The 22,389-nt window shown below is 76.5% G+C and carries 22 protein-coding genes; 15 read left to right on the forward strand and 7 right to left on the reverse strand.

Translation table 11 applies throughout. From position 1 onward, the window contains the following. Nucleotides 1-4 precede the first annotated feature (4 nt). Nucleotides 5-826, forward strand: coding sequence for a hypothetical protein (locus ACI789_RS16825; protein WP_457010516.1), 822 nt, complete (start codon nt 5-7; stop codon nt 824-826). After that, the gene (locus tag ACI789_RS16830) at nt 819-1,286 is read left to right on the forward strand and encodes a universal stress protein (protein ID WP_457010517.1); all 468 of its coding nucleotides are present in this window, start codon (nt 819-821) and stop codon (nt 1,284-1,286) included. Before ACI789_RS16825 ends, ACI789_RS16830 begins: the two co-directional genes overlap by 8 nt. 40 nt (nt 1,287-1,326) lie before the next feature. Here the strand turns inward: ACI789_RS16830 and ggt are convergent, their stop codons facing one another. Together ggt and ACI789_RS16840 are read right to left on the reverse strand one after the other, a co-directional pair. Continuing rightward, complete coding sequence (gene ggt / locus ACI789_RS16835; protein WP_457010518.1) at nt 1,327-3,126, reverse strand: gamma-glutamyltransferase; 1,800 nt, start codon at nt 3,124-3,126, stop codon at nt 1,327-1,329. A gap of 203 nt (nt 3,127-3,329) precedes the next feature. Next, nucleotides 3,330-4,724, reverse strand: coding sequence for a ferredoxin reductase family protein (locus ACI789_RS16840; RefSeq protein WP_457010519.1), 1,395 nt, complete (start codon nt 4,722-4,724; stop codon nt 3,330-3,332). 527 nt (nt 4,725-5,251) lie between these two features. Between ACI789_RS16840 and ACI789_RS16845 the strand changes: the two genes are divergently transcribed. Then, nucleotides 5,252-6,136 carry a polysaccharide deacetylase family protein gene (locus tag ACI789_RS16845; protein ID WP_457010520.1) on the forward strand — a complete coding sequence of 295 codons (885 nt, stop codon included), beginning with the start codon at nt 5,252-5,254 and terminating at the stop codon, nt 6,134-6,136. Nucleotides 6,137-6,180: 44 nt separating this feature from the next. Next, the gene (locus tag ACI789_RS16850; RefSeq protein ID WP_457010522.1) at nt 6,181-7,200 is read left to right on the forward strand and encodes an LLM class flavin-dependent oxidoreductase; all 1,020 of its coding nucleotides are present in this window, start codon (nt 6,181-6,183) and stop codon (nt 7,198-7,200) included. On the opposite strand, the gene ACI789_RS16855 is transcribed toward ACI789_RS16850, so the two are convergent. Further along, complete coding sequence (locus ACI789_RS16855) at nt 7,197-7,703, reverse strand: copper chaperone PCu(A)C (protein WP_457010523.1); 507 nt, start codon at nt 7,701-7,703, stop codon at nt 7,197-7,199. The two genes, ACI789_RS16850 and ACI789_RS16855, sit on opposite strands and share 4 nt — an antisense overlap. 154 nt (nt 7,704-7,857) lie before the next feature. Here ACI789_RS16855 and ACI789_RS16860 point away from each other — a divergent pair, with 154 nt between their 5' ends. From ACI789_RS16860 to ACI789_RS16875, 4 genes are all read left to right on the forward strand, one after another. Continuing rightward, complete coding sequence (locus tag ACI789_RS16860) at nt 7,858-8,616, forward strand: hypothetical protein (RefSeq protein ID WP_457010524.1); 759 nt, start codon at nt 7,858-7,860, stop codon at nt 8,614-8,616. Between the two features lie 103 nt (nt 8,617-8,719). Beyond that, nucleotides 8,720-12,130, forward strand: coding sequence for a lysine--tRNA ligase (gene lysS / locus ACI789_RS16865; RefSeq protein ID WP_457010525.1), 3,411 nt, complete (start codon nt 8,720-8,722; stop codon nt 12,128-12,130). A 68-nt stretch (nt 12,131-12,198) separates the two neighbouring features. Further along, nucleotides 12,199-12,645: a hypothetical protein gene (locus ACI789_RS16870; protein ID WP_457010526.1), complete on the forward strand. Its 447-nt coding sequence runs from the start codon at nt 12,199-12,201 to the stop codon at nt 12,643-12,645. Beyond that, nucleotides 12,642-14,051 (forward strand): APC family permease, encoded by a 1,410-nt coding sequence (locus ACI789_RS16875; protein ID WP_457010527.1) that lies wholly within the window; start codon nt 12,642-12,644, stop codon nt 14,049-14,051. The genes ACI789_RS16870 and ACI789_RS16875 overlap by 4 nt, the downstream gene beginning before the upstream one ends. A 4-nt stretch (nt 14,052-14,055) precedes the next feature. On the opposite strand, the gene ACI789_RS16880 is transcribed toward ACI789_RS16875, so the two are convergent. Beyond that, nucleotides 14,056-14,922, reverse strand: a complete 867-nt coding sequence (locus ACI789_RS16880; RefSeq protein WP_457010528.1) for a DMT family transporter — start codon at nt 14,920-14,922, stop codon at nt 14,056-14,058. Nucleotides 14,923-15,004: 82 nt separating this feature from the next. Between ACI789_RS16880 and ACI789_RS16885 the strand changes: the two genes are divergently transcribed. From ACI789_RS16885 to ACI789_RS16895, 3 genes are all read left to right on the forward strand, one after another. Then, complete coding sequence (locus ACI789_RS16885) at nt 15,005-15,499, forward strand: hypothetical protein (RefSeq protein WP_457010529.1); 495 nt, start codon at nt 15,005-15,007, stop codon at nt 15,497-15,499. 91 nt (nt 15,500-15,590) lie between these two features. Further along, nucleotides 15,591-16,778: an alpha/beta hydrolase family protein gene (locus ACI789_RS16890; RefSeq protein WP_457010530.1), complete on the forward strand. Its 1,188-nt coding sequence runs from the start codon at nt 15,591-15,593 to the stop codon at nt 16,776-16,778. A 36-nt stretch (nt 16,779-16,814) separates the two neighbouring features. Beyond that, a complete protein-coding gene (locus tag ACI789_RS16895) occupies nt 16,815-17,423 on the forward strand; it encodes a TMEM175 family protein (RefSeq protein WP_457010531.1) in 609 nt (202 codons plus the stop codon). Here ACI789_RS16895 and ACI789_RS16900 read toward each other — a convergent pair. The 3 genes from ACI789_RS16900 to ACI789_RS16910 are packed head-to-tail and all read right to left on the reverse strand — an operon-like array spanning nt 17,345 to nt 20,799. Then, nucleotides 17,345-18,577 carry a cation:proton antiporter gene (locus ACI789_RS16900; RefSeq protein ID WP_457010532.1) on the reverse strand — a complete coding sequence of 411 codons (1,233 nt, stop codon included), beginning with the start codon at nt 18,575-18,577 and terminating at the stop codon, nt 17,345-17,347. The two genes, ACI789_RS16895 and ACI789_RS16900, sit on opposite strands and share 79 nt — an antisense overlap. A gap of 39 nt (nt 18,578-18,616) precedes the next feature. Beyond that, nucleotides 18,617-20,572: a DUF7846 domain-containing protein gene (locus ACI789_RS16905; protein ID WP_457010533.1), complete on the reverse strand. Its 1,956-nt coding sequence runs from the start codon at nt 20,570-20,572 to the stop codon at nt 18,617-18,619. 11 nt (nt 20,573-20,583) lie between these two features. Beyond that, nucleotides 20,584-20,799, reverse strand: coding sequence for a hypothetical protein (locus ACI789_RS16910; RefSeq protein ID WP_457010560.1), 216 nt, complete (start codon nt 20,797-20,799; stop codon nt 20,584-20,586). 22 nt (nt 20,800-20,821) lie between these two features. Between ACI789_RS16910 and ACI789_RS16915 the strand changes: the two genes are divergently transcribed. The 4 genes from ACI789_RS16915 to ACI789_RS16930 are packed head-to-tail and all read left to right on the forward strand — an operon-like array spanning nt 20,822 to nt 22,289. After that, nucleotides 20,822-21,397, forward strand: coding sequence for an FAD-dependent oxidoreductase (locus tag ACI789_RS16915; protein ID WP_457010558.1), 576 nt, complete (start codon nt 20,822-20,824; stop codon nt 21,395-21,397). Between the two features lie 26 nt (nt 21,398-21,423). Then, nucleotides 21,424-21,681, forward strand: a complete 258-nt coding sequence (locus ACI789_RS16920) for a hypothetical protein (protein ID WP_457010534.1) — start codon at nt 21,424-21,426, stop codon at nt 21,679-21,681. Between the two features lie 33 nt (nt 21,682-21,714). Beyond that, nucleotides 21,715-22,095 (forward strand): hypothetical protein, encoded by a 381-nt coding sequence (locus ACI789_RS16925; protein WP_457010535.1) that lies wholly within the window; start codon nt 21,715-21,717, stop codon nt 22,093-22,095. Then, nucleotides 22,092-22,289, forward strand: coding sequence for a DUF6186 family protein (locus tag ACI789_RS16930; RefSeq protein WP_457010536.1), 198 nt, complete (start codon nt 22,092-22,094; stop codon nt 22,287-22,289). The genes ACI789_RS16925 and ACI789_RS16930 overlap by 4 nt, the downstream gene beginning before the upstream one ends. The last annotated feature ends 100 nt before the right edge of the window (nt 22,290-22,389 follow it).

The following is a 22,389-nucleotide window of genomic DNA, read 5'->3' on the forward strand; positions in this document are numbered from 1 at the left end:
ACCGATGCCGGACGTCGACCCCGCGCTGCGGCGGGACCTCACCCAGCTGGTGCTCGCCGACCTGCGTGCCGGGCGCCGGCCGCTGCGCCCGGCGGCGCAGGCGGCGCTGCTGATCCTCGCCGCGGAGCCGGCGGCCCCGGCCGCACCCCCCGCCGGGTCACCCGCGCCGGGGACCCCGCGCCGCGCGCCGCGCCGACTGGCGGCGGCCGTGGCGGTCGCCGCCGCGGCGGCCGTGGTCGCCACCGGGGTGGCGCTCGCCGGGAGCGGGGACGCCGGGCCGTCCGCGCAGCCGGCCGGGACGACGGGTGCCGCCGCGCCGGGCACGACCGCGCCGAGGACCCCGTCGGCGGCCCCTGCCCCGTCCACGGCGGCGACCGACGCCGACCTCCCGGTCCCGCCCGCCCCGGCCGCCGAGCCGGCCCCACGGGTGGCGCCGGCGGCGGCCGGCGCCCCCGCTCCCCCGGCGGGCCGGCGCACCGGGTCCGCGGGGCCCGGGACGGCGACCGCCCCCGGCCCCGCGACGCCCGGGCCGGCAGCCACCGGCGAGGAGACCCCGGCGGGCACGACCACCGCGGACCACGCCACGACCGGGACGACCACCGAGCAGGCGACGCCGGTGGAGACGACCCCGGAGGAGACGCCACCGGAGGAGGCGACACCGGACGAGGCCGGCCCGACGACGCCGGCGCCGACTCCCCCGTCGACCCGGCCCACGCCGAGCGCCACCCCCGCCGAGCCGGGCACCGCGACGGCGGACGGTCCGACGGCGGACGTCCCCGCCCGGACCTCCGACGGCCACCACCACAGGGGACACGACCGTGGCTGAGGAGACCGCCCCCCGCGACTCGGCGTTCGAGCTGGGCACCGACGGCGCTCAGGTGGTCGTCGTCGGCTACGACGGCTCCCCGACGTCGCAGCGGGCCGGTGCCTACGCCGCCGGGCTGGCCCGGCGGGAGGGTGCCCGCCTGGTCGTCGTGCACGTCATGGCGCCCCCGGTGCTCGCGGTGCTGGTGCCCGACCAGCCCTGGCCGCTCGAGGAGGCCCTGTCCGACCGCAGCGAGCACCTGCGCGGCCAGGTCGAGGAGAGCGCCGCGCACGCCGGCGTCCGCGCCGAGTTCCTGGCCGTCCGCGGCGACCCCGCCGCCGAGCTGACCCGGACCGCCACCGACCTGCGGGCCGACGTCGTGGTGGTCGGGGCCTCGGCCCGCGCGGCGCACCGACTGGCCGGCTCGGTGGGCAGCCGGCTGGTCCGCACCGGCCGCTGGCCGGTGGTCGTCGTCCCCTGACCGGGTCGGCGGCCGGCTCGCCGCCCGGCAGGGAGCGGGGTCACCCCTCGACGAGGACGTCGTCGACGACCCCCGCGGCGCCACCGCCCCGGCGTGAGGGCTCGGCGGCGGCGAGCAGCAGCCCGCCGGGGAGGAACTCCACGCCGGTGGCCGCCCCGAGCTCGGGCACCTCGGTGAAGGTGTGCCCCAGCGCCTCGAGCGGCGCCCGGGAGGCGGCGAGGAACGCCGGCTCGGCCTCCACCGCCGCGCCGTTGCGCGAGCTGGCCCGCGGGGCGGCGATCGCCTCGGCCAGGTCCATGCCGAGGTCGACGCGGTTGACGAGGGTCTGCAGGACGGTGGTGATGATCGTGGCGCCGCCGGGCGAGCCGAGGGCCATCAGCGGCTCGCCGTCCCGCAGCACGATCGTCGGGGCCATGCTGCTGCGCGGCCGCTTGCCCGGGCCGGGCAGGTTGGGCTCCGGCTGTGCGGGGTCGGCCGGCGCGAAGGTGAAGTCGGTCAGCTCGTTGTTGAGCAGGAACCCCCGGCCGGGGACGGTGATGCCGCTCCCGCCGGTCTGCTCGATGGTCAGCGTGTAGCTGGCCACGTTGCCCGCCGCGTCGGCGACGGTGAGGTGGGTGGTGGAGGGTCCCTCGGCGCCCGCGGCCACGGGCTCGCCCGCGGGTGCGGGGCAGGGGCCGTACTCGCCGTCCGGGCTGCCCGGGGCGACCGGCTTGGGCTGGGCCCGCCCGACGTCGAGGGCGCAGGCCCGCTCGGCGGCGAAGCCGTCGGAGAGCAGCGCGTCGGTGGGCACCGCCACGACGGCGGGGTCCCCGACGGAGGCGTTGCGGTCGGCGAAGGCCAGGGCGGCCGCCTCCAGGTAGGCGTGCAGCGCGGTCTCCTCGGGCAGCGACGCCAGCGGGAGGGTCTCGAGCACGTTGAGCGCCTCGCCGACCGTCGTCCCGCCGCTGGACGGCGGCGCCATCCCGACGACCTCCAGCCCGCGGTACTCCAGGCGCGTCGGCGCGCGCACCGGGGCGACGTAGCCGGCGAGGTCGGCCTCGGTGAGCAGGCCGCCGCGCACCGGCGTGGCGCCGGGCGCCTCGGGCGGGTCCTGCGCGGTCCGCACCACCTCGGCGGCCAGCTCGCCGTCGGCGAAGGCCGCCGCGCCGTCCTCGGCGAGGAGCTCGTAGGTGGCGGCGAGGTCCGGGTTGCGGAACACCGAGCCGACCTCCGGCAGCGCGCCGTCCGGGAGGAACAGCTCGGCGCTGGCGGCGAACCGGCGGAACTTCTCCTCGTTGTCCGCCGTCTGCTGCCGGAAGGTCTCGTCGACGACGAAGCCGTCGTCGGCCAGGGCGATCGGCCCCTCCAGCGCCTCGGCGAGGGAGAGCGTGCCGAACTCCGCCAGCGCCCGCTCCCAGGTCAGCGGCGTCCCGGGCGTGCCGACCGACAGCCCGCTCTGCACCGCCTCCTGCAGCGGCAGGGGCTGGCCGCCGTCGTCGAGGAAGGCGTCGGGGCCCATGGCCGCGGGCGCGGTCTCCCGTCCGTCGATCGAGGAGACCGTCCCGCTGGCGGCGTCGTAGTAGAGGAAGAACCCGCCTCCGCCGACGCCGGCCGAGTAGGGCTCGGTGACCCCGAGCGCGGCGGCCGCGGCCACCGCGGCGTCCGCGGCGTTGCCCCCGGCGGCCAGCACCTCGAGCCCGACCCGGGTCGCGTCGGGGTCGACCGTGGCCACCGCGCCGCCGGTCCCGATGGCCAGCGGGGCGCGCTCGGGGACCGGGGCGGCGGCGGCCGGCCCGCTCCCGACGAGGACGCCGGCGGCGAGGCACGGCAGGGCGAGCAGCGTGGTCGGCCGACGCGGCATGGGGACTCCTCGGGGGTCGGGTGCGGCGCGTCCGCCCCAGCCTGCTCCCTGCCCCGCGGATGCGCGCGCCGGGCGCCCGGACCTCGCCGGGCGCCCGGACCGCGCCGGCTGCTCAGACCTGGAAGACCGCCCAGACGACGCAGAGCAGGAGCATCACCCAGCTGGTGATCCAGGCGGCGGCGGTGGTTCCCAGAGAGCGCATGTCAGACCATCCCGAAGTGTTCGCTGTGGACGCGGTCGGCGGGCACGGAGAGCTCGCCGAGCGAGGAGCGGACGGCTTGCACCATCTCCTCGCGCGCGCAGATGAAGTACTGCAGGTTGCGGAAGTGCGGCGGCAGGTGGCGGGCCAGCACCTTGGCGTCGATGCGGCCGCGCTCGCCCGGCCAGGTGTCGGTGGGGCGGCTGATGACGTGCACCACCGTGAGGTTGAGCCGGCCCTGGAGCTTCTGCAGCTGCCGGATGCCGGTGATCTGGTCCTGGGTCCGGTTGCCGAGGAACAGCCAGATCGGCCGCTGGTCGCCCTGGTCGGCGAGCGTGGACAGCATGCTGAGGAACGGCGTCACGCCCACCCCCGCGGCCAGGAAGACGTAGCCCATGCCCGGGTGGCGCTCGAGGGTGAAGCCGCCGTGCGGGCCGTCGACGTAGACGGTGTCCCCGACCTTGAGCTTGCGGATCGACTGGGTGAACTCACCGACCTGCTTGATCGTGAACTCCACCCGGGGACGCAGCGCGCTCGAGGAGATCGAGAACGGGTGGTAGGTCGGCCGGAAGGGCATCCGGCCGGGCATGATCCAGGCGAACTGCCCCGCCTGGAAGCTGAACGGGCGCCCGCTGTGCCGGCGCGCGGGCTCCAGGCCCACGGTGACGCTGCCGCCCGGCTCGGGCCACAGCTCGACCACCCGCCAGGGGCGCCGCCACAGCCGCAGCGGCTTGACCAGCCGCACCCACACCGCCAGCCACAGGAACGCCGCGGCGTACACGCCCCAGGCCACCCGGACCCACAGCTCGCTGAGGTAGTAGTCCACGAGGAAGGCGTGGCCGAGGCCGGCCAGCACGATCGTCACGCCCAGGACCGAGTGCAGCACGTGCCAGACGGGGTAGCTCAGCCGCAGCGCGCGCCGCCAGATCGAGGTCGCCATCAGCAGCGACAGGGCGACCACCGAGATCCACGCGCACTTGGCCCGCATCGGCGCGTGGACCACGTCGAGCAGGACCCGGTAGCGCTCCTCGGCGAGGAACAGCAGCAGCGGGTGCCCGAAGGCCGTGGCGACGGCGAGGAACGAGATCTGCCGGTGGTAGCGCAGGACCCAGTCGATCCCCATCGGCGCCGTCGGCCGTGAGAAGCGGGCGGCGAGGGCGAACTGCAGGCCGAGGACCGACAGGGCGATGAAGCCCAGGGCCACCGAGAGGTTGACCGCGAAGCCACGGCCCGCCCGGACCTCGGTGAACGACAGCGCGAGGGGCGCCACCGCGATCAGCACGTGCACGGCCAGCCAGAACACGGCCCGGCCCTCGGCCGACGGAGCGCGCCGGGACCGCGGGACGGCGGGGAGGACCGCGGCGTGCTCCGCGGTGACCCGCTCCAGGACCGCCGTCACGGGCGGCCCGCCCGTCGCGTCGGGCAGCGGTCGCAGGGGTGGTGCATGAGGTGTTCTCCCGTGCGTCAACCGCGGGCGCCCCGGGTCACCGTCCGACCCGGGCGGCAGGCGCGTGCCGCGGACACTCCCCCGCCGGGCGTCCCGGGGCACGCGCGTGGGTGCCGGCCGGCGGCCGGCGGCGTGCACACAGGGGGTGTTCGGGTGGGGACGTTATGTGAACGTGACCGGGGGTCGTCAAGGCCGGGAGAGCGGTCTCGGGGAGCGTGCCTGGTCAGCGGCGCGTGCGGGTTCCGTCACAGGGCGCTACGACCGGCGTGCCGTGCCGTCGGCGTGTCGGGACCCGGCGGCACGGCCGGGGTGCCGTGGTGTCGACACGGGGTTCGTCGACTTCTGCCAGCCGCGCGGGCTGCGTGTGGCGAGGAGCGGGCGAGGTGCGGGTGCGGCCCGGCCGTGGTGCGCTGGGGTCGCTGTGCCCCGCGCACGGCTCCTCCCCGCCGTGCGCGGTCCACCCCGGAAGGAGCCCAGGGATGAGCGGCAAGGAGATCTTCGTGGCCTTCGGCGTGGACGTCGACGCCGTCGGCGGCTGGCTGGGGTCGTACGGGGGCGCGGACTCCCCCTGCGACGTCTCCCGCGGCGTGTTCGCCGGCGAGGTCGGGGTGCCCCGGCTGCTGGACCTGTTCGCCCGCAACGGCCTGACCCAGACCTTCTTCTGGCCCGGGCACTCGATCGAGACCTTCCCGGAGCAGTTCGACGCCTGCGTGGCGGCCGGGCACGAGATCGGCGTCCACGGCTACAGCCACGAGAACCCGATCGCGATGAGCCGGGAGCAGGAGGCGGCGGTCCTCGACCGCTGCATCGAGCTGATCGAGCAGCGGGCCGGACGGCGGCCCACCGGCTACGTGGCCCCGTGGTGGGAGTTCAGCCCGGTCACCAACGAGCTGCTGCTGGAGCGCGGCATCGCCTACGACCACTCGCTCATGCACCGCGACTTCGAGCCCTACCGCGTCCGGGTCGGCGACCGCTGGACGACGATCGACTACTCGGCGCCCGCCGACACCTGGATGCAGCCCCTGGTCCGCGGGCGGGAGACCGAGCTGGTGGAGATCCCGGCGAACTGGTACCTCGACGACCTGCCGCCGATGATGTTCGTCAAGTCCAGCCCGAACAGCCACGGCTTCGTCAACCCGCGCGACATCGAGCAGATGTGGCTGGACCAGTTCGAGTGGGTGCACCGCGAGTACGACTACGCGGTGTTCACGATGACCGTCCACCCCGACGTGTCCGGCCGCCCCCAGGTGCTGCTGGCCCTGGAGCGGGTCATCGAGCAGGTCAACCGGCACGACGGCGTCCGCTGGGCGACCTTCGACGAGATCGCCCGCGACTTCCGGGACCGCTCCCCCGCCCCGGCCTGACTCCCCGGCGCGGGCGGCGCGGCGGGTCGGCCATGATCGGCGGCATGCCGCACCCCTCCGAACCGCTGGCGAAGCTGGGCTTCCTCACCATCGGCACGTTCGACGGCGCCGACCCCGGCCCCGGGCACGAGACGACGCTGCGGGTCGTCGAGCTCGGCGAGCGGCTCGGCTTCGACAGCGCCTGGGTGCGCAACCGGCACCTGCAGTACGGCATCTCCTCGCCGGTCGCGGTCCTGGCCGCGGCCACCCAGCGCACCCGGCGGATCGAGCTGGGCACCGCGGTCATCCCGCTGGCGTGGGAGAACCCGCTGCGCCTGGCCGAGGACCTCGCCACCGTCGACGTCCTCTCCGGTGGCCGGCTCAACCCGGGCGTGAGCGTCGGCCCGCCGATGCACTGGGACGACGTCCGCGACGCGCTCTACCCCGACACCGCCGACGCCGAGGACTTCTCCTACGAGCGGGTGTCCCGGCTGCTGCGGTTGGTCGGGGGCGAGCGGGCGAGCACCTTCGCCGGCCGCGAGGGCGTGGTCGAGGAGTTCTCCGACCGGGTGCAGCCGCACTCGCCCGGGCTGCGGTCGCGCATGTGGTACGGCGGCGGCAGCCAGGGATCGGCGCGCTGGGCCGGCGAGCAGGGCATGAACCTCCTGACCTCCAGCGTGGTCAAGGCCGAGGACGGGTCGTCCGACTTCGCCGCGATCCAGGCCGCGCAGATCCGCGCCTTCCGGGCGGCGCACCCCGCCGGGCGGGTGTCGCAGGGCCTGGTGGTCATCCCCACCGACGGCGCCACCGCCGCCCAGCGGGAGCGGTACGCCGCCTACGTCGCGGCCCGCACCCCGCGGACGGCGACCCCGCAGGGACCGGCCCGGTTGCTGTTCGCCCGCGACCTGCTGGGCACCGCCGAGCAGCTCGCCGAGCAGCTGTACGCGCACGCCGGCTTCCGGGAGGTCACCGAGGTGGTGTTCGCGCTGCCGTTCAACTTCGCCGACGAGGACTACGAGCAGATCCTCACCGACATCGCCACCCGCCTGGGCCCCGCGCTGGGCTGGCAGCCGGCCACCGCCTAGTCGGGGTCGGGGCCGGCGGCCACCGGCACGTCGAGCCCGACCTCCCCGGCGGTCTCGAAGGTGAAGGTGACCCGCACGGTGTCGGTGGGGGCGATCGGCCCGGTCACGCCCTCGAGCTGCATCCGCACCGCGCCGCTGACCGCCTCCACCTGGCCACCGGCCGGCAGCTCGATCCCCCCGGCGCTGGCCTGACCGGACTCGTCGAGCAGCGCGACCGACTCCGCGGCCGGGGTCGCCACCCCGACCAGCCGGTCGGCCTCCTCGGCGTCGTTGGTGAGCACCCCGCGCAGCGGCACGGAGTCCCCCGCCGCGACGGTGTCCTCGGCCTCCAGGAAGACGTCGTCCACGGAGATCGCCCCGACGGTCCCGTCGGCGCCGGAGGTGTCGGGGGTCTCCTGGGCGGTCTCGGCGTCGTTCCCGGCGTCGCACCCGGCGAGCACCAGCACACCGGCGGCGCCGGCCACGGCCCAGCGGGCGGCACGGGACGGTCGAGGCTGTCGCACGGGGCTCTCCCTCCGCAGCGGTCGGGCGTTCGCCGCGGACCCTCCCGCCTCCGGGTGCGGGGCGCCAGGGGCGGCGGTCCCTCGGACGACGGCCTCTGGTCCCGCGCCCGGCTCTCCCGGCACGATCGGGGCCCGGCGAGAGGGCGGTGGCGCTGTGAGCATCGAGCTGGAGCTCATCCCGGTGCTGACCGGCCGGCGGATCGTCGTCGCCTGGATGCTCGGCGCGTTCCTGGTGACCTTCCTGGCCACCCGGTTCGTCACGCGCGCCATCCGCACCGGCCGCGGCCCGTTCCGGGACGCCAGCGTCGGCGGCGTCCACGTGCACCACGAGGTGTACGGGATCTTCCTGCTGCTCGGCACCGGCCTGGTCGAGCTGACCTACCGGCCCGACGGCGCCTGGCAGAACGTGCTCGCCGTCCTGTTCGGGGTCGGCGCGGCGCTCACCCTCGACGAGTTCGCGCTGTGGCTGCACCTGGAGGACGTCTACTGGACGCGGGAGGGGCGCAGCTCCATCGACGCCGTCCTCATCGCCGTGGTCGTGGGCGTGCTGCTGCTGGTCGGCGCCAACCCGTTCGACGCCCAGCAGCTGCCCGGGGAGCTCCCGCTCGCGCTCACGGTCGCGGTCAACCTCGCCTTCGCCGTCGTCGCGATCCTCAAGGGGCGGGCGGTGCTGGGTGTCGTGGGGGTGTTCGTCCCGCTCGTGGCGGCGGTGGCCGCGGTGCGGCTGGCCCGGCCGCACTCCTTCTGGGGTCGCCGGTGGTACCGGGCCGGGTCGTCCCGGCAACGGCGGGCGGAGGCCCGGTTCCCGCCGGGACGGCGCACCCGCTGGGACGCGCTGGTCGACCTGTTCGCCGACGTGCCGCACGCGCACCGGGGCGGGGCGGTGGTCGGCGCACCGCACGCGGAGCGATGAGCGACCACCCCCAGCGCAGCGACCCACCGGCACGCCGCGCCGGCCGGGACGCCCGCACGCAGGTGAGGCTCGCCTCCCCCGGGCGCGTCCGGACCATGGCGGGATGGTCAGCGAGGCCGACGTCGCCGGCCGCCGCGCCGACCAGCGCGCGCACCGCCTGGCGAAGTTGCAGGCGCTGCAGGCGCGCGGTGTGGCGGCCTACCCCTACCGCTTTCCCACCGACGCCACGGCCGCGGGCATCCGCGCGGCCCACCCGGGCCTGGGCCCGGACGTCCGGACGACCGACCGGGTGCGGATCGCCGGCCGGGTCGAGCTGATCCGCCGGCAGGGCTGGCTCAGCTTCGCCACGCTGCGCGACCGCACCGGCGCCGTCCAGCTGTTCGCCGACAGCTCGGTGCTCGGCGCCGGCCGGCACGCCGAGTTCGACGACGTCGACCGCGGCGACTGGATCGGGGTCGAGGGCACGGTCATGACCACCCGGCGCGGCGAGCTGTCGGTGTGCGTGGAGGACTTCGCCGTCCTCGGCAAGGCGCTGCTGGAGCCGCCGGACAAGCACCGCGGCCTGCCCGACGTCGAGACCCGCTACCGGCAGCGCTACGCCGACCTGGAGGTCAACGAGCGCACCCGGGAGGTCTTCCGGGTCCGGCACGCGGCGGTGCGCGCGATCCGCCGGCACCTGGAGGACCGCGGCTTCACCGAGGTCGAGGGCCCGGTGCTGCAGACCATCCAGGGCGGGGCGAGCGCGCGGCCGTTCGTCACCCACCACAACGCCCTCGACCTCGACCTCTACCTGAGGATCGCGCTCGAGCTGCACCTCAAGCGGCTGATCGTGGGCGGGCTGGAGCGGGTGTTCGAGATCGGCCGGGTCTTCCGCAACGAGGGCATCGACACCCGGCACAACCCCGAGTTCACGATGCTGGAGGCCTACCAGGCCTTCGCCGACTACAGCGACATGATGGACCTGACCGAGGGCCTGGTCACCGCCGCGGCGCGGGCCGCCCTCGGCGACGACCTCACCGTGCACTTCGCCGGGCACGCGATCGACCTGGCAGCGACGCCGTGGCCGCGCACGCGGTTCGCGGACATGATCGCCGAGGCCACCGGCGCGACCATGCACCCCGGGATGCCGGTCGAGGAGGCCCGCGCGGTGCTCGACCGGCTGGGCCTGCCCTACGAGCGCAGTTGGGGCCCCGGGCGGCTGATGAAGGAGGTCTACGACGAGCGGGTGCAGCACGCCGTCGTGGGGCCGGTGTTCTGCGTGGACTACCCGCGGGAGGTCTCGCCGCTGGCGCGGGTGCACCGCGACGACCCGGCCTACGTGGAGCGCTTCGAGCTGATCGTCGCCGGCTTCGAGCTGTGCAACGCCTACTCCGAGCAGAACGACCCGGTCGCGCAGCTGGCCGCGTTCGAGGCCGAGGCCCGGGCGAAGGCGCACGGCGACCCCGAGGCCGGCGACGTCGACACCGACTACGTGCGCGCGCTGGAGAACGGGATGCCGTGCACCGGCGGGCTGGGCATCGGCATCGACCGGCTGGTGATGCTGCTGGCCAGCGTCGACTCCATCCGCGAGGTCATCCTCTTCCCCACCCTCCGGCCCGAGACCCCCGCCGCCCCGGGCACCGGCCCGGACGGCGCCGTGCGGCCGCTGGTGGCCCCCACCCCGATCCCCGCCGGCGGCGCAGCCGGGCCGGGCTCCCCGGATGGCGCAGCCGGGCCGCGCGGTTCCGTCACCGCCCTGCCGGAGATGGCGCCGTCGGCGCACGCGGTGCCGGCACCCCCGCCGCCGGTCTCGCCGCACCCGGTCGCGGTGCGGCTGGTCGCCGCGCTGACCGCGCTCTCCGGCGTCCTGCAGCTGCTGACCGCGCTGCCGGTGCTGCACGACCGGCTGGGGCTGCCCGCGGCGGTCGGCCCGCTGTGGGTGCCGGTCACCGGCTGGGTCGGGTCGGTGGTGGTCGGCATGCTGCTCCTGCTGCTGGCCGGCCAGCTGGGCCGCCGCAAGGTGCTGGCCTGGCGGGTGGCGGTCGGGCTGTTCGGACTGGGCGCGGTCCTGCACGTGGTCAAGGGCCCGCACCCGGTCGCGGTGGCGGTCTGCGCCGTCCTGCTGGGGGTGCTGATCGCGTACCGGACGGCGTTCCGCGCGCCGGCCGACCCGCCGTCCCTGCTGCGGCTGGCGCGGGTCGTGCCGCTGTACCTGGCCGGCGTGCTGCTGTTCGGCCTGGCCTCCCTCTGGGCCGAGCGGGCCCGCGTCGAGCCGGACCTGACCCTCGGCGGGGCGCTGCAGACGGTGTTCGCCGGGCTGGTCGGGCTCGACGGCCCCTACACCTACGCGTCGCCGTTCTTCGCGGCCGCCTTCCCCGCGGCCCTGCTCGCCCTCGGCGTCACCGGGCTGGTCGTGGCCGCCGTGCTGCTGTTCCGGCCGCTGGCCGCCCGCCGGCCGCACACCGAGGACGACTGGGCGCACGCCGAGCGGCTGGTGCACACCTACGGCTGGGACACCCTGGCCTACTTCGCGCTGCGCGACGACAAGAGCTTCTTCTTCTCCAGCGACGGCGAGGCCTTCCTCGCCTACACCTACCTCGACGGCTACGCGCTGGTCTCCGGCGACCCCGTCGGCGCGCGGGAGTCGGTGGTGCGGGTCCTCGACGAGTTCCTCGCGACCTGCGACGAGCGCGCCTGGACACCGGCCCTGCTCGCGGTGCGCGAGGCGAGCATGCCGCTCTACGCCTCCCGCGGGTTCACCGCGTTCTACCTGGGCGACGAGGCGGTCATCGACTGCCGCCGGTTCACCGTGGAGGGCCCGGCGAAGAAGGGGCTGCGGGCCGCCGTCCGGCGGGTGGGGCGCACGCACCGGTTCCGGCTCGTCGCCGAGGCCGACGCGCCGCCGGTGCTGGTCGACCAGCTCAACGCGATCAGCGCCCGCTGGCGCGGCAAGTCCCCCGAGCGCGGGTTCACCATGTCGCTGTCCCAGGACGTCCGCGGCGCCGGCGCCGACCCGGGCTTCCTGCTCTGCGTCGCGCTGGACGCCGAGGGCCGGCCCGGCGGGTTCCTGCGCCTGGTGCCCGCCTACGGCCCGTCGTTCGGCTACACCCTCGACCTGATGCGCCACGACCCGGACGCGCCCAACGGGATGACCGAGTTCCTCATCGCGTCGGCCGCGAGCGCGCTGGGCGCCCGCGGCGTGGCCCGGCTGTCGATGAACTTCGCGATGTGGGGGCGGCTGTTCGCCGACGACGTCCCGTTCACCCCGGCCCAGCGCGCGGCCCGCTGGGCCGTCGGCCTGCTCAACCCGTTCTTCCAGATCCGCTCGCTGCGCGACTTCAACGCCCGCTTCGACCCCGAGTGGCTGCCGCGCGTGCTGGCCTACCGCCGCCGGTCGGACCTGCCGCGGGTGGGGCTGCGCTACGCCGGCGCGGAGGGGTTCCTGGCCGTGCCGGGGATCGGCGAGCTGCTCGTGCCGAGGGCGGTCGGGGGCGTGCGCTCCCCGTCGGCGCCGGAGGAACGGGCCGCCGCGTGACCGAGCCCGCGAGGTCGCGCAGTGGACGTGGCGTGACCGAGCCCGCGAGGTCGCGCAGTGGACGTGGCGTGACCGAGGCGGCGCGGGCCGGGCTGGCGGCGGCCGTCGCCCTCGCGGTGCTGCTGGGCGTGCTGGGGCTGGCGCAGTGGGCCGGCCGGGAGCGGGCGCCGTTCGGCGACGGCGGGTTCGCCGAGGTGGAGGACGCCGTCGCGCGGGCGGGCCTGCGGGTCTGCTCCGTCGCCGACGAGCCCGTCGGGCCGGCCGACCGGGCGGTGGCCTCCCGCGCCTACGCGGTCGCCGCCGACTGCCCGGACGGCGCCGTGACCGTCGTCGTCGACCGGTTCGCCACCGCCGCCGGTCGCGACGCCGCCGCCCGCCGGTTCGAGTCGCTGGTCCGCCCCCGCGGCCACGGGGCCGTGGTCACCCTGGGCAGCGCCACCGTGCTGGTGCGCGGCGGGGACACCGGCGTCCGCGACCGGCTCGGCGCCGCGCTGCGCGCCGCGGGCGCCCGGTGAGCGGCCCGGCCCGCACCGCCCGGCTCGGCGTCCTGGCGCTGGCGATGGTCAACGTCGCCTCGATCGTCAGCGCCCGGAACCTGCCGGTGATGGCCGAGTACGGCTGGTCGATGCTGCTGCTGTTCGCGCTGTCCATCGCGGTGTTCCTGGTGCCGGTCTCGATGGCCGCGGCCGAGCTGGGCACCGCCTGGCCGCGCGAGGGCGGGGTGTTCGCCTGGGTCCGGGAGGCCTTCGGCGGGCGCACCGGGGCGCTGGCGGTGTGGTGCGACTACGCCGAGAACGTCGCCTGGTTCCCCACCGTGCTGTCGTTCATCGCAGCGTCCCTGGCCTACGCGATCGACCCGGCGCTGGCCGACGACAAGCTCTTCCTCGTCGGCGTCATGCTGGTGTTCTTCTGGGGGACCACCGCGGCCGCCCTGCGCGGGGTGCGCACCTCGGCGGTGACCGGCGCCGTCGGCACGGTCGCGGGTTCGATCCTGCCGGCGCTGCTCGTCGTCGCGCTCGGCGCGGCCTTCCTGCTGCGCGGCGACCCCTCGCAGATCCCGTTCTCGGCCGGCGCGCTCGTGCCCGAGGTGCACCTGCACGACGTGGCCTTCCTCGGCGGGGTCATCCTGCTGTTCACCGGGATGGAGATGGCCGGTTTCCACGCCCGGGAGACCCGCGACCCCGGGCGGACCGTGCCCCGGGCGATCGCGCTCGCCGTCGCGGTGACCGTCGCGTTCTCCGTGCTGGGCTCGCTGTTCATGGCCTTCGTGCTGCCCCGGCACGAGATCAGCCTGGTCTCCGGGACGATGGAGCTGTTCTCCAGCGTGCTGGAGCAGTTCTCGATGGGGTGGCTGCTGGCGCCGCTGGCGGTCGTGGTCGCGCTGGGCGGCGTGGCGCACCTGACGCCGTGGGTCCTCGGCCCGGCCAAGGGCGTCGCCGCCGTCGCCCGCGAGGGGCTGGCGCCGGAGCGGCTGGGCCGGGGCAACCGCGCCGACGTCCCGGTGGCGCTGCTGCTGGTGCAGGGGGTGGCGGGCTCGCTGTTCGCCCTGCTGTTCGTCGTCGTGCCCAGCGTCAGCACGTCCTACTGGATGCTGTCGGCGGTCACCGCCCAGGTGATCGTGGTGATGTACGCGCTGGTGTTCGCCGCGGTGATCCGGCTGCGGTACACCCGGCCCGACGTCCCCCGGCCCTACCGGATCCCCGGCGGGCTGCCCGGGGTCTGGCTGGTCGGCGGGGTGGGGCTGCTCGGCTGCGTCGTGTCGTTCCTGCTCGGCTTCGTCCCGCCCGCCCAGCTGCAGACCGGCGACCCGGTCGTCTACGTGTCGCTGCTGGCGCTGGCCACCGTGGTGCTGTCGCTGCCGCCGTTCGTGTTCGTCCTGCTGGCCCGCCGCCGGGCCGCCGTCCCCGCGCCCGCCCGGTGAGGCCTCAGGCCGCCGCGCCGGCCGGTACCGCCCGCGCGGCCGACCGGGCCAGCGCCGCGGTGGCGACGGTCATCACCACGACCAGCACCGCGACCAGCGCCTCCTCCGCCCCGTCGGCGCGCAGCCGCTCCCCCAGCACGACGACGCCGATCACGGCGGCCACCACCGGCTCGCCGACGGTCACCGCCGGCAGCGACGCCCCCAGGGCACCGGCCTGGAAGGCCGCCTGCTGCGCCAGCGTGCCGCCGGCGAGGGTCGCGGCGAGCAGCCAGGTCTCCCAGCTGGTCACCAGGGCGCCGAGGCCGTCGTCGAGCAGGCTGACCACGCCCTTGGTGAGCGCCGCCGCGACGCCGTAGGCCACCCCGGCGGTCACCGCCAGCAGGAGCGCCCGCGCCGTCCCCCGGCGGACCGCCGCGCCCAGCAGGCACCCGGCGGCCACGAGGGCGAGCACGGTCCCGGCGGGCAGCCACGGCCGCCAGCCGGCCCGGTCGGCGCCCGCGGTCGGCTCGCCGGCCACGACGAACACGGCCAGCGCCAGGACGAGCAGCAGCGCCCACGCCCAGTCGGCCCGGCTCAGCCGGCGCCCGGCCCACCGGGCGCCGAGCGGGAGGGCGAACAGCACCGTGGTGACCAGCAGCGGCTGCACCAGCAGCAGCGACCCCAGACCCAGGGCCGCCGCCTGGGCGGCGTACCCGGCGGTGTCGCTCAGCGTCCCGGCCCACCACTGCGGACGGCGGACCAGCGACCGCACCAGCCGCAGGCCGCCGGCCTCGTCGTCGGGGACGGCCGACGCCGACCGCTGCTGCACGACCGAGGCGACGGCGAACAGGACGGCGGCGACCAGCGCGAGTGCCGCGGCGAGGCCGTCCACCGCGCCATGATGCTCGCGCCCGCCCCGGTCCGGGGACCTCCCGCGGCCGCCCCCGCTCCCCTCGACTGGAGGTCGAGACGCTGTGGACGCCTATCGCCCGGAGGCCTGGTCGGACTTCGCCGTCGCCACGGTCGGCGCCTGCGCCGCGCTCGCCGGCCTGATCTTCGTGGCCGTCTCGCTCAATCTCGCGCGCATCCTCGAGTTCCGCTACCTCCCGGGCCGCGCCGCGCAGACCCTCGGCCTGCTCGTCGCCCTCCTGGCGGCCGGCGTGCTGGTGCTCGCCCCGGGACAGCCCGAGGCGGTGCTCGCCGCCGAGATCGGCGGGGCCGGGCTGCTGCTGGCCGCCGGCGCGCTGCCGCCCCTGCTGCGCGGCCGCCCGGACCCGGCGACCCCGGTGCTGCGGCTGGTCACCTCGGCGGTCGTCGTGCTGCTGCCCGCCGCGGCGCTCGTCGCGTGCGGCGCCACCCTGCTCGCGGGCAGCGGGGGCGGGCTGTACTGGCTGGCCGCCGCGGTGGTCCTCGGGTTGGCCGGCGCGACCGGCAACGCGTGGGTGCTGCTCGTGGAGATCAACCGCTGATCCGCCCGCGTGCGCCCCGCCCTTCGCCCCTGTCGCCGGCCGGCCCGGCGCGGCAGGGTCGTCCCCCCGAGGACGCAGGGAGGCGACGGCGGTGCGCGCACTGTTCGAGGACCAGGACTTCGACTTCGCGGCCCGGGGTGTGCTCGGCCGGGTGTACTCCCGCGCCGCCGACGTCGGGGAGGTGCTCGGCACCGTCGAGCGGATCCGCAACGGGCACGCGCAGTCGTGGGTCGACGAGTGGACCGCCACCGCCGACCGGCTCGTGGCGGAGGCCCGCACGGCGCGCCCGCACTCCGCGGCGGCGCGGTCCCTGCGCGCCGCGGCCTACTACGCCGCCGCGACCGAGGCGGCCGACGGCACCGGTGACCCCGGCCTGTTCGCGCGCCTGTGGGCGCGGCACCGCGACGCCTGGGACGCGTTCGTCGACGGCAGCGACCTGGACGTGGAGCGGCTGCAGATCCCGTACGAGGGCACCACGCTGCCCGGCTACCTGTTCCGGTCCGGCCCGGCCGGCGAGCCGCGCCGCACGCTGGTCTTCAACAACGGCAGCGACGGGTCGGCCGTCGCGGCGTGGACCGACGGGATCGCCGACGCCCTGGCCCGCGGCTGGAACGCGATGACCTTCGACGGCCCCGGCCAGAACGCCGCCCTCGTCCGCCAGGGGCTGCACTTCCGGCCCGACTGGGAGCACGTCGTCACCCCGGTCGTCGACGCCCTCACCGCCCGGCCGGACGTCGACCCGGGCAAGCTGGCGCTGGTCGGGGTCAGCCAGGGCGGCTACTGGGTGCCGCGAGCGGTGGCGTTCGAGCACCGGGTCGCCGCGGCGGTCGCCGACCCGGGGGTCGTCGACGTCTCCGCCGCGATGCTCACCCACCTGCCGCACCACCTCGTCGAGCTGCTCGACACCGGCAACCGGGAGGTCTTCGACAAGGAGATCGCCTGGGGGCTGAAGGTCTCCCCCCGCACCCGGGCCGTGCTGGCGTGGCGGATGCGGCCCTACGGCACCACCTCGCCGTTCGACTTCTTCACCGCCGCCCGGGAGTACACGCTGACCGCGGACGTCGTCGGCCGGATCACCTGCCCGGTCCTGGTCACCGACCCCGAGCACGAGCAGTTCTGGCCAGGCCAGTCGCAGCGGCTGCACGACCTGCTGCCCGGGCCGAGCGCGCTGGTCCGGTTCACCGCCGCCGAGGGCGCCGACGGGCACTGCGAGCCGGTCGCGGCCGGGCTGCGCGGCGAGCGGGTGTTCGACTGGCTGGACGAGCAGGTCCCGGCGTGACCCCGCCACGGGGCCCGACGCCCTAGCCTCCGGCCGGTGGCGACCGAACGCGGGCTCGACCGGCTGATCACCTTCCTCGATGCGGTGGTGGCCATCGCGATCACCCTGCTGGTGCTGCCGCTGGTCGACGTCCTGGCCGAGGCGGCGCCCGAGGTCGACCTCGACGAGGTCCTGCGGGCCGACGCGGGCCAGTTCGGCGGGTTCCTGCTCAGCTTCGCCGTCATCGCCCGGCTGTGGCTGGTCCACCACAAGCTGGTGGAGACGGTCGGCGCCTACGACCCGCTGTTCGTCCTGCTGAACCTGGCCTGGATCCTCACCGTCGTCCTGCTGCCCTTCGCCACCCAGGTGGTGCCGGCGTACGGCGCGGACCGGCTGGCCGTCGCGGTCTACGTCGGCACGATCACGGCGAGCTCGGCCTGCCTGACGGCGCTGACCGTGCTCATCTGGCGCCGGGGGTCCCTGCGCCGCTCCGGCGCGCGTCCGCTGCACCCCGCGCCGGCCCTGGTGACCACGGCGGCGCTGGTCGTGGCCCTCGTCCTCGGCGTGCTGTTCCCGGCGGTCAACTACTACGGGCTGTTCCTGCTCTTCTTCACCGGGCCGCTCGAACGCCGCCTCGCCGGCCGGTCCGCGGCCTCGGCCGGCTGAGCGGCCGGTCGCTCCAGGGCAACGGCCAGCGCCGGGAACAGCAGCACGGTCAGGACGCCGGCCCCCACCAGCGCCGCGGCGTTCTCCCGCAGCATGGTGCCGTTGCGCAGGCCGATCTCGGCCAGCGCCACCAGCACCGGCAGCGCGGTCGCCGTGACCAGCGCGGTCTGCACCCGCTGGCGCGCGGGCAGCACGCCGCGGTAGACGGCCAGGGCGGGCAGGCCCCGGCAGGCGAGCATCAGCGCGGAGAACAGCAGCACCCGCAGCGGCGCCTCGGCGATCGAGTGCAGGTCCAGGCTCATCCCCGAGTAGACGAAGAACACCGGGATGAAGAAGCCGTAGCCGACCGCGTCGAGCTTGGACTCCAGCACCGGGGCCTGCCCCCCGACCCAGTGCCGCAGGACGACGCCGGCGAGGAAGGCACCCAGCACCGCGTCGAGGTGGAACTCGTCGGTGACGGCGATCAGCACGATCAGCAGCAGGATCGTCGCGCGGAGGGTGATCTGGGCCGTCTCGTGCTGGCCCTGCTGCACCACCCGGGCCAGCCGGCCGCCCTCCCGCACGCCGCGGCGGGCGACCGCCAGCAGCACCGCGAGCACCCCGACGGCACCCAGCGAGGCCAGCGCGGTGAAGCGGTTCTGGCTGCCGAGGAACAGCGCGATCGCCAGCACCGGGAACAGCTCGCCCACCCCGCCCGCGGCCAGCAGGTACCGCCCCAGCCGGCCGGTGAGCAGGCCGTGCTCGCGCAGCACCGGCAGCAGGGTGCCCAGCGCGGTCGTGGTGAGGCCCAGCGCCACGGGCACGAAGGCGCGCACCAGGCCCGCGGCGGCCAGCACGCCGACCACGCCGAGCGCGAGGAGCAGGGAGACCGACCAGGCGAGGACCGCGCGCCGTCCGGCGTCCTGCCGGAACAGCCGCAGGTCGACCTCGTAGCCGGCCAGCAGGAAGACGAACCCGAGTCCGACGTCGGAGAGCACCTGCACGCCGGCCGGCGAGCTCAGCCCCAGGACCGACGGGCCGACGAGGATGCCGCCGGCCAGCAGGAGCACGACCTGGGGCACGGGCAGCCGCGGCAGCAGCCCGACGACCACCGGCGCGAGCAGCGCGACCACGAACACGGCCACCAGGTCGTCGACGACGAGGACTGTGTCCACGCGGGTCTCCCGTCGTCGGCTCGGCCGCGGCCGGCCGGATCATCCCGCAGGGAGTTCCTCGACGGGGTTCCCGGCGCCCGCCTCGACCCAGGTGCTGCCCGGGGCGTCGTCGCGGGCGAAGCCGCGCCCCGGGCGGAGCACCTGCACCGTCGTCCCCTCGTCCAGGCAGCGCCAGGCCACCCGGCGCTCCCACCGGCGGCCCGGCCGGTCGCCGTCCCCGGCGGTCCGCAGGTCCAGCCCCACGGCCAGCTCGCCGGAGGTCGCGCCCTCGGGCAGCCGCACGCCGTCGGGGCCCGGCGCGGCCGCCCCGGGCGCGGCCACCGTCCAGGTGACCTCGTAGGTGCGGCCGCGGGAGGAGGCGCGGTCGAGGGTGCGCGTCAGCAGCGTGTCCCCGACGGCCAGGGAGGCGACGACCACCGGACGGTCGGTGGGGTTGGTCAGCCGGGCGCGCAGGGTCACGACCGGACCGGCGTCCACGGTGAGCCGGTCGATCGTCAGCTCGCCGCCGGTCATGGCGCCGGGCGGCAGGTCCTCGTTGAGCCGGTAGAGGGTGCGGTCGGGGAAGCGGTCCAGCAGCGCGAGGTCGCCGGGGCCCCGCATCTCGGCGTAGAGCACCGGCTGCTCCAGCCCGGGGTCGTTCTGCAGGAACGGCATCGTGTCGAGGAAGCCGAGGTCGCCGCGCCGGGGCAGCAGCAGGACGGCGGAGTCGAGGTGCTGACCGGCCACGAACCGCTGCGCGGCGCGGAGGTCGTCGCGCACCGCGGCGTTGCCGGCCACCTTGTCCGGCACCGCCAGCGCGGTCAGCAGCACCATCGCCGCCACGACGCCGGCGGTCAGCGCCCGCGGCGCCGCGCCGGCGCGGCGCCCCAGCCAGGCCAGGCCCGCGGCGCCGAACACGACCAGCGGCAGCACGACCGGCAGGTGGTAGTACGGCCCGAACAGCGCCACCCCCGGCCACAGCGAGCTCATCGCGTAGGCCCCCCAGAAGGGCAGGTAGCCCAGTGGGACGACGACCGCCAGCGCCGCCACCGGCCAGCGCTGCGGCCCGCGGGTCCGGGCCAGCCCGAGGACGGCCCCCGCGACCAGCACGAGGCCGCCGAAGACCCAGCTCGGCGTCCACCGCAGGTTGTCGAGCAGCCCGCTGACGCCGTCGGCGGGCGTGAAGGGCACCGTCGACCGCGGGAAGACGCCCCGGTCGCCGAAGCCGAAGCCGTCCTGCGCCCCGGTGACGGTGAACGGCAGCCGGAACGGCCCGCCCACGACCACCGCGTTGTAGGCCAGCGACAGCGCCAGCAGCGGCGCCGCGCCGGCGGCCAGGCGCAGGGCGCAGCCGGCCTCGTGCCACCCGCCCTCCCCGGCCCGGCGCGCCCGCCGGGCGTCGACGAGGGCGTGGAGGACGAACGGGACCGCGAACAGCAGCGCGTCGAAGGGCCGGGCGAACGCCGCCATCCCCCAGACCGCGCCCGCCGCGACCAGCCGGCCCGACGACCGCCGGCGCACCCCGCCCAGCAGCAGGACGGCGAACCCGAGGCCGAGCGCCAGCTGGAACACGTAGGGCAGGTAGGTGCCGGCCTGCACCAGGAAGACCGGCGACAGCAGCAGGAGCGCCCCCGCGAGCAGCCCCGCCGTCCGGTCGCGGAGCACGGAGGCGGCGAGGACCGCGGTGAGCACCACCGTGGCCGCGGCGGTTCCCGCGAGGGCGGCGCGCGGCGTGCCGGTGAGCAGGTCACCGACCGCGAGGACGGCGGGCCACGGCGGGCTGTACTTGAGGACGACCCGGTCCCCCACCACCGCCGACGCCCAGGGGCGGAACGCGTCGGAGTCGGCCGGGAGGGTGACCGCGCCGGACTCCAGCAGGCGGGCCATCGCCACGTAGACCGAGTCGTCCCGGTTGAGCGAGAAGAGCGGGAACAGCTCCCGGTTGACCAGCACCGCCGCTGCCCCGGCCAGCACGGCGAGGACGGCCAGGGCGGCGCGCCACCTCGCGTTCCCCATCCCGTCGGAGTCTAGGAGCCGACCGCCGGCTCCCCCACCCGACCGCGGTCGGCGGGCCGGTGCCCCGGCCGGGTCAGGGGCTGCAGCAGGGTGCGCAGCCGCCGGACCCCGGACTGCGCGGCCGCGGGGTCGTCGAGGCAGACCTGCTGGAACACCAGGCCGTCGACCGCGGCGAAGACCAGGTGCACGAGGGCGTCGTCGGCCCTCCAGGACGGCACGACGCTCACGGCCGCCGCGGTCGTCGTCACCCTGCCCCTGGACGTGCTCGACTCGGTGACCTTCGACCCGCCGCTGTCGGAGGGCAAGCGCCGGGCCGCCCACCAGGGCCAGGCCTCCCAGGGGGTGAAGGTGTGGGCGCGGCTGCGCGGGGAGTACGAGCCGTTCGTCGCCCTCGCCCCCGGCTCCGCGCCGCTGACCCTCTGCCAGGTCGAGCACGTCGAGGACGGCGAGACGCTCGTCGTCGCCTTCGGCTCGGTCAGCGAACGGCTCGACGGCACCGACCGCGTCGCCGTCCAAGAGGCGCTGCGCACCAGGCTCCCCGACGTCGAGGTCCTCGAGGTCGCCAGCCACGACTGGGTGGGGGACGAGTTCGCCGGCGAGACCTGGCCCATGCAACGGGCCGGGCAGCTCACCGGGGCCCTCGCCGAACTGCAGCGCCCCGAGGGCCGCGTGGTGCTCGCCGGCTCGGACTACGCCAACGGCTGGGCCGGGTTCATCGACGGCGCCATCGAGAGCGGCCTGCGCGCCGGCCGCGACGTGCACGCGCTCCTCACCTCGGTCGACGCACTGCCCGCGGCCGACCCGACCGCCCTCGTCCAGTCCTGATCCCCGACCGACCGCAGGAGGACCCCGTGACCCAGCACCTCGTCGAGTTCGTCTCCATCCGGCCCGGGGCGGTCGCCGCCGTCGCCGCCGTCATCCCCGGCTTCGTCGCCGCGCCGGTCATCGCGAGGGGCGAGGACGGTCTGTGGACCGACGTCTGGATCTACGGCAGCGTCGAGCAGGTGGAGGCGGCCAACGCGAAGGCCGCCGACCTGCCCGAGTTCCTGCGCATGGCCGCCGTCAGCGAGGTGGTGTCCATCGACATGGCCTGGATGCCCGTGGGGTGAGCCGGACACTGCCCGGCGGGCCAGCATGGACCCGTGGCGCCCCCGCTCCCGTTCCGCCGGCTGCTGTGCGCGTGCGCGGTCGCCGCGTGCGCCGCGGCGGTGGCGGTCTCCGGGGAGCTGTCGCCGGGGGCGCTGCTCGCCGTCGGGACGGCCGGGCTCGCCGTCGGCGCGGTCGCGCTGGCCCGCCGGGCCGGGGCGGGGGCCGCACCCGTCGGACGGCGGGGCCTGCCCTGGCTCGCGTGGGTCGTCGCGGCGCTCGCCTGGGAGGCGGCCGCGCTGGCCGACGACGACCTGCCGGCGGTGAGCGACCTCGCCGACCCGGTGCTCGCCCACCCGGGCGCCCGCGCCGCCGCGACCGTGGCCTGGCTGGCCGCCGGCCTCTGGCTGGCCTCCCGCCCGGGACGGCCGGGGTGAGCGGGACCGCGGTCGGCGTCCTCGGCGTCGCCGTCCTGCTCGTGGCCGCGCTCGCGCTGGAGGGCGCCGGGCGGCGCGGCCGGGCCGGCACGTCCGCCGCCGCCGCGGTGGGCGCGGCCATGCGGACCCCACCCGGGCGGGTGACCGTGCTGCTGGTCTGGCTGTGGCTCGGCGTGCACTTCCTGGCCCGCTGACCACGGCACTCCTCGCGGGCGCCGCGAGCGGGCCGGCCGGCTGTGGGCGGACGCACACTTCCTCGCCCAGGGAGCACCCGACATGCTGGCCGGGCGCGCT

The organism is Geodermatophilus sp. SYSU D00965, assembly GCF_054050075.1.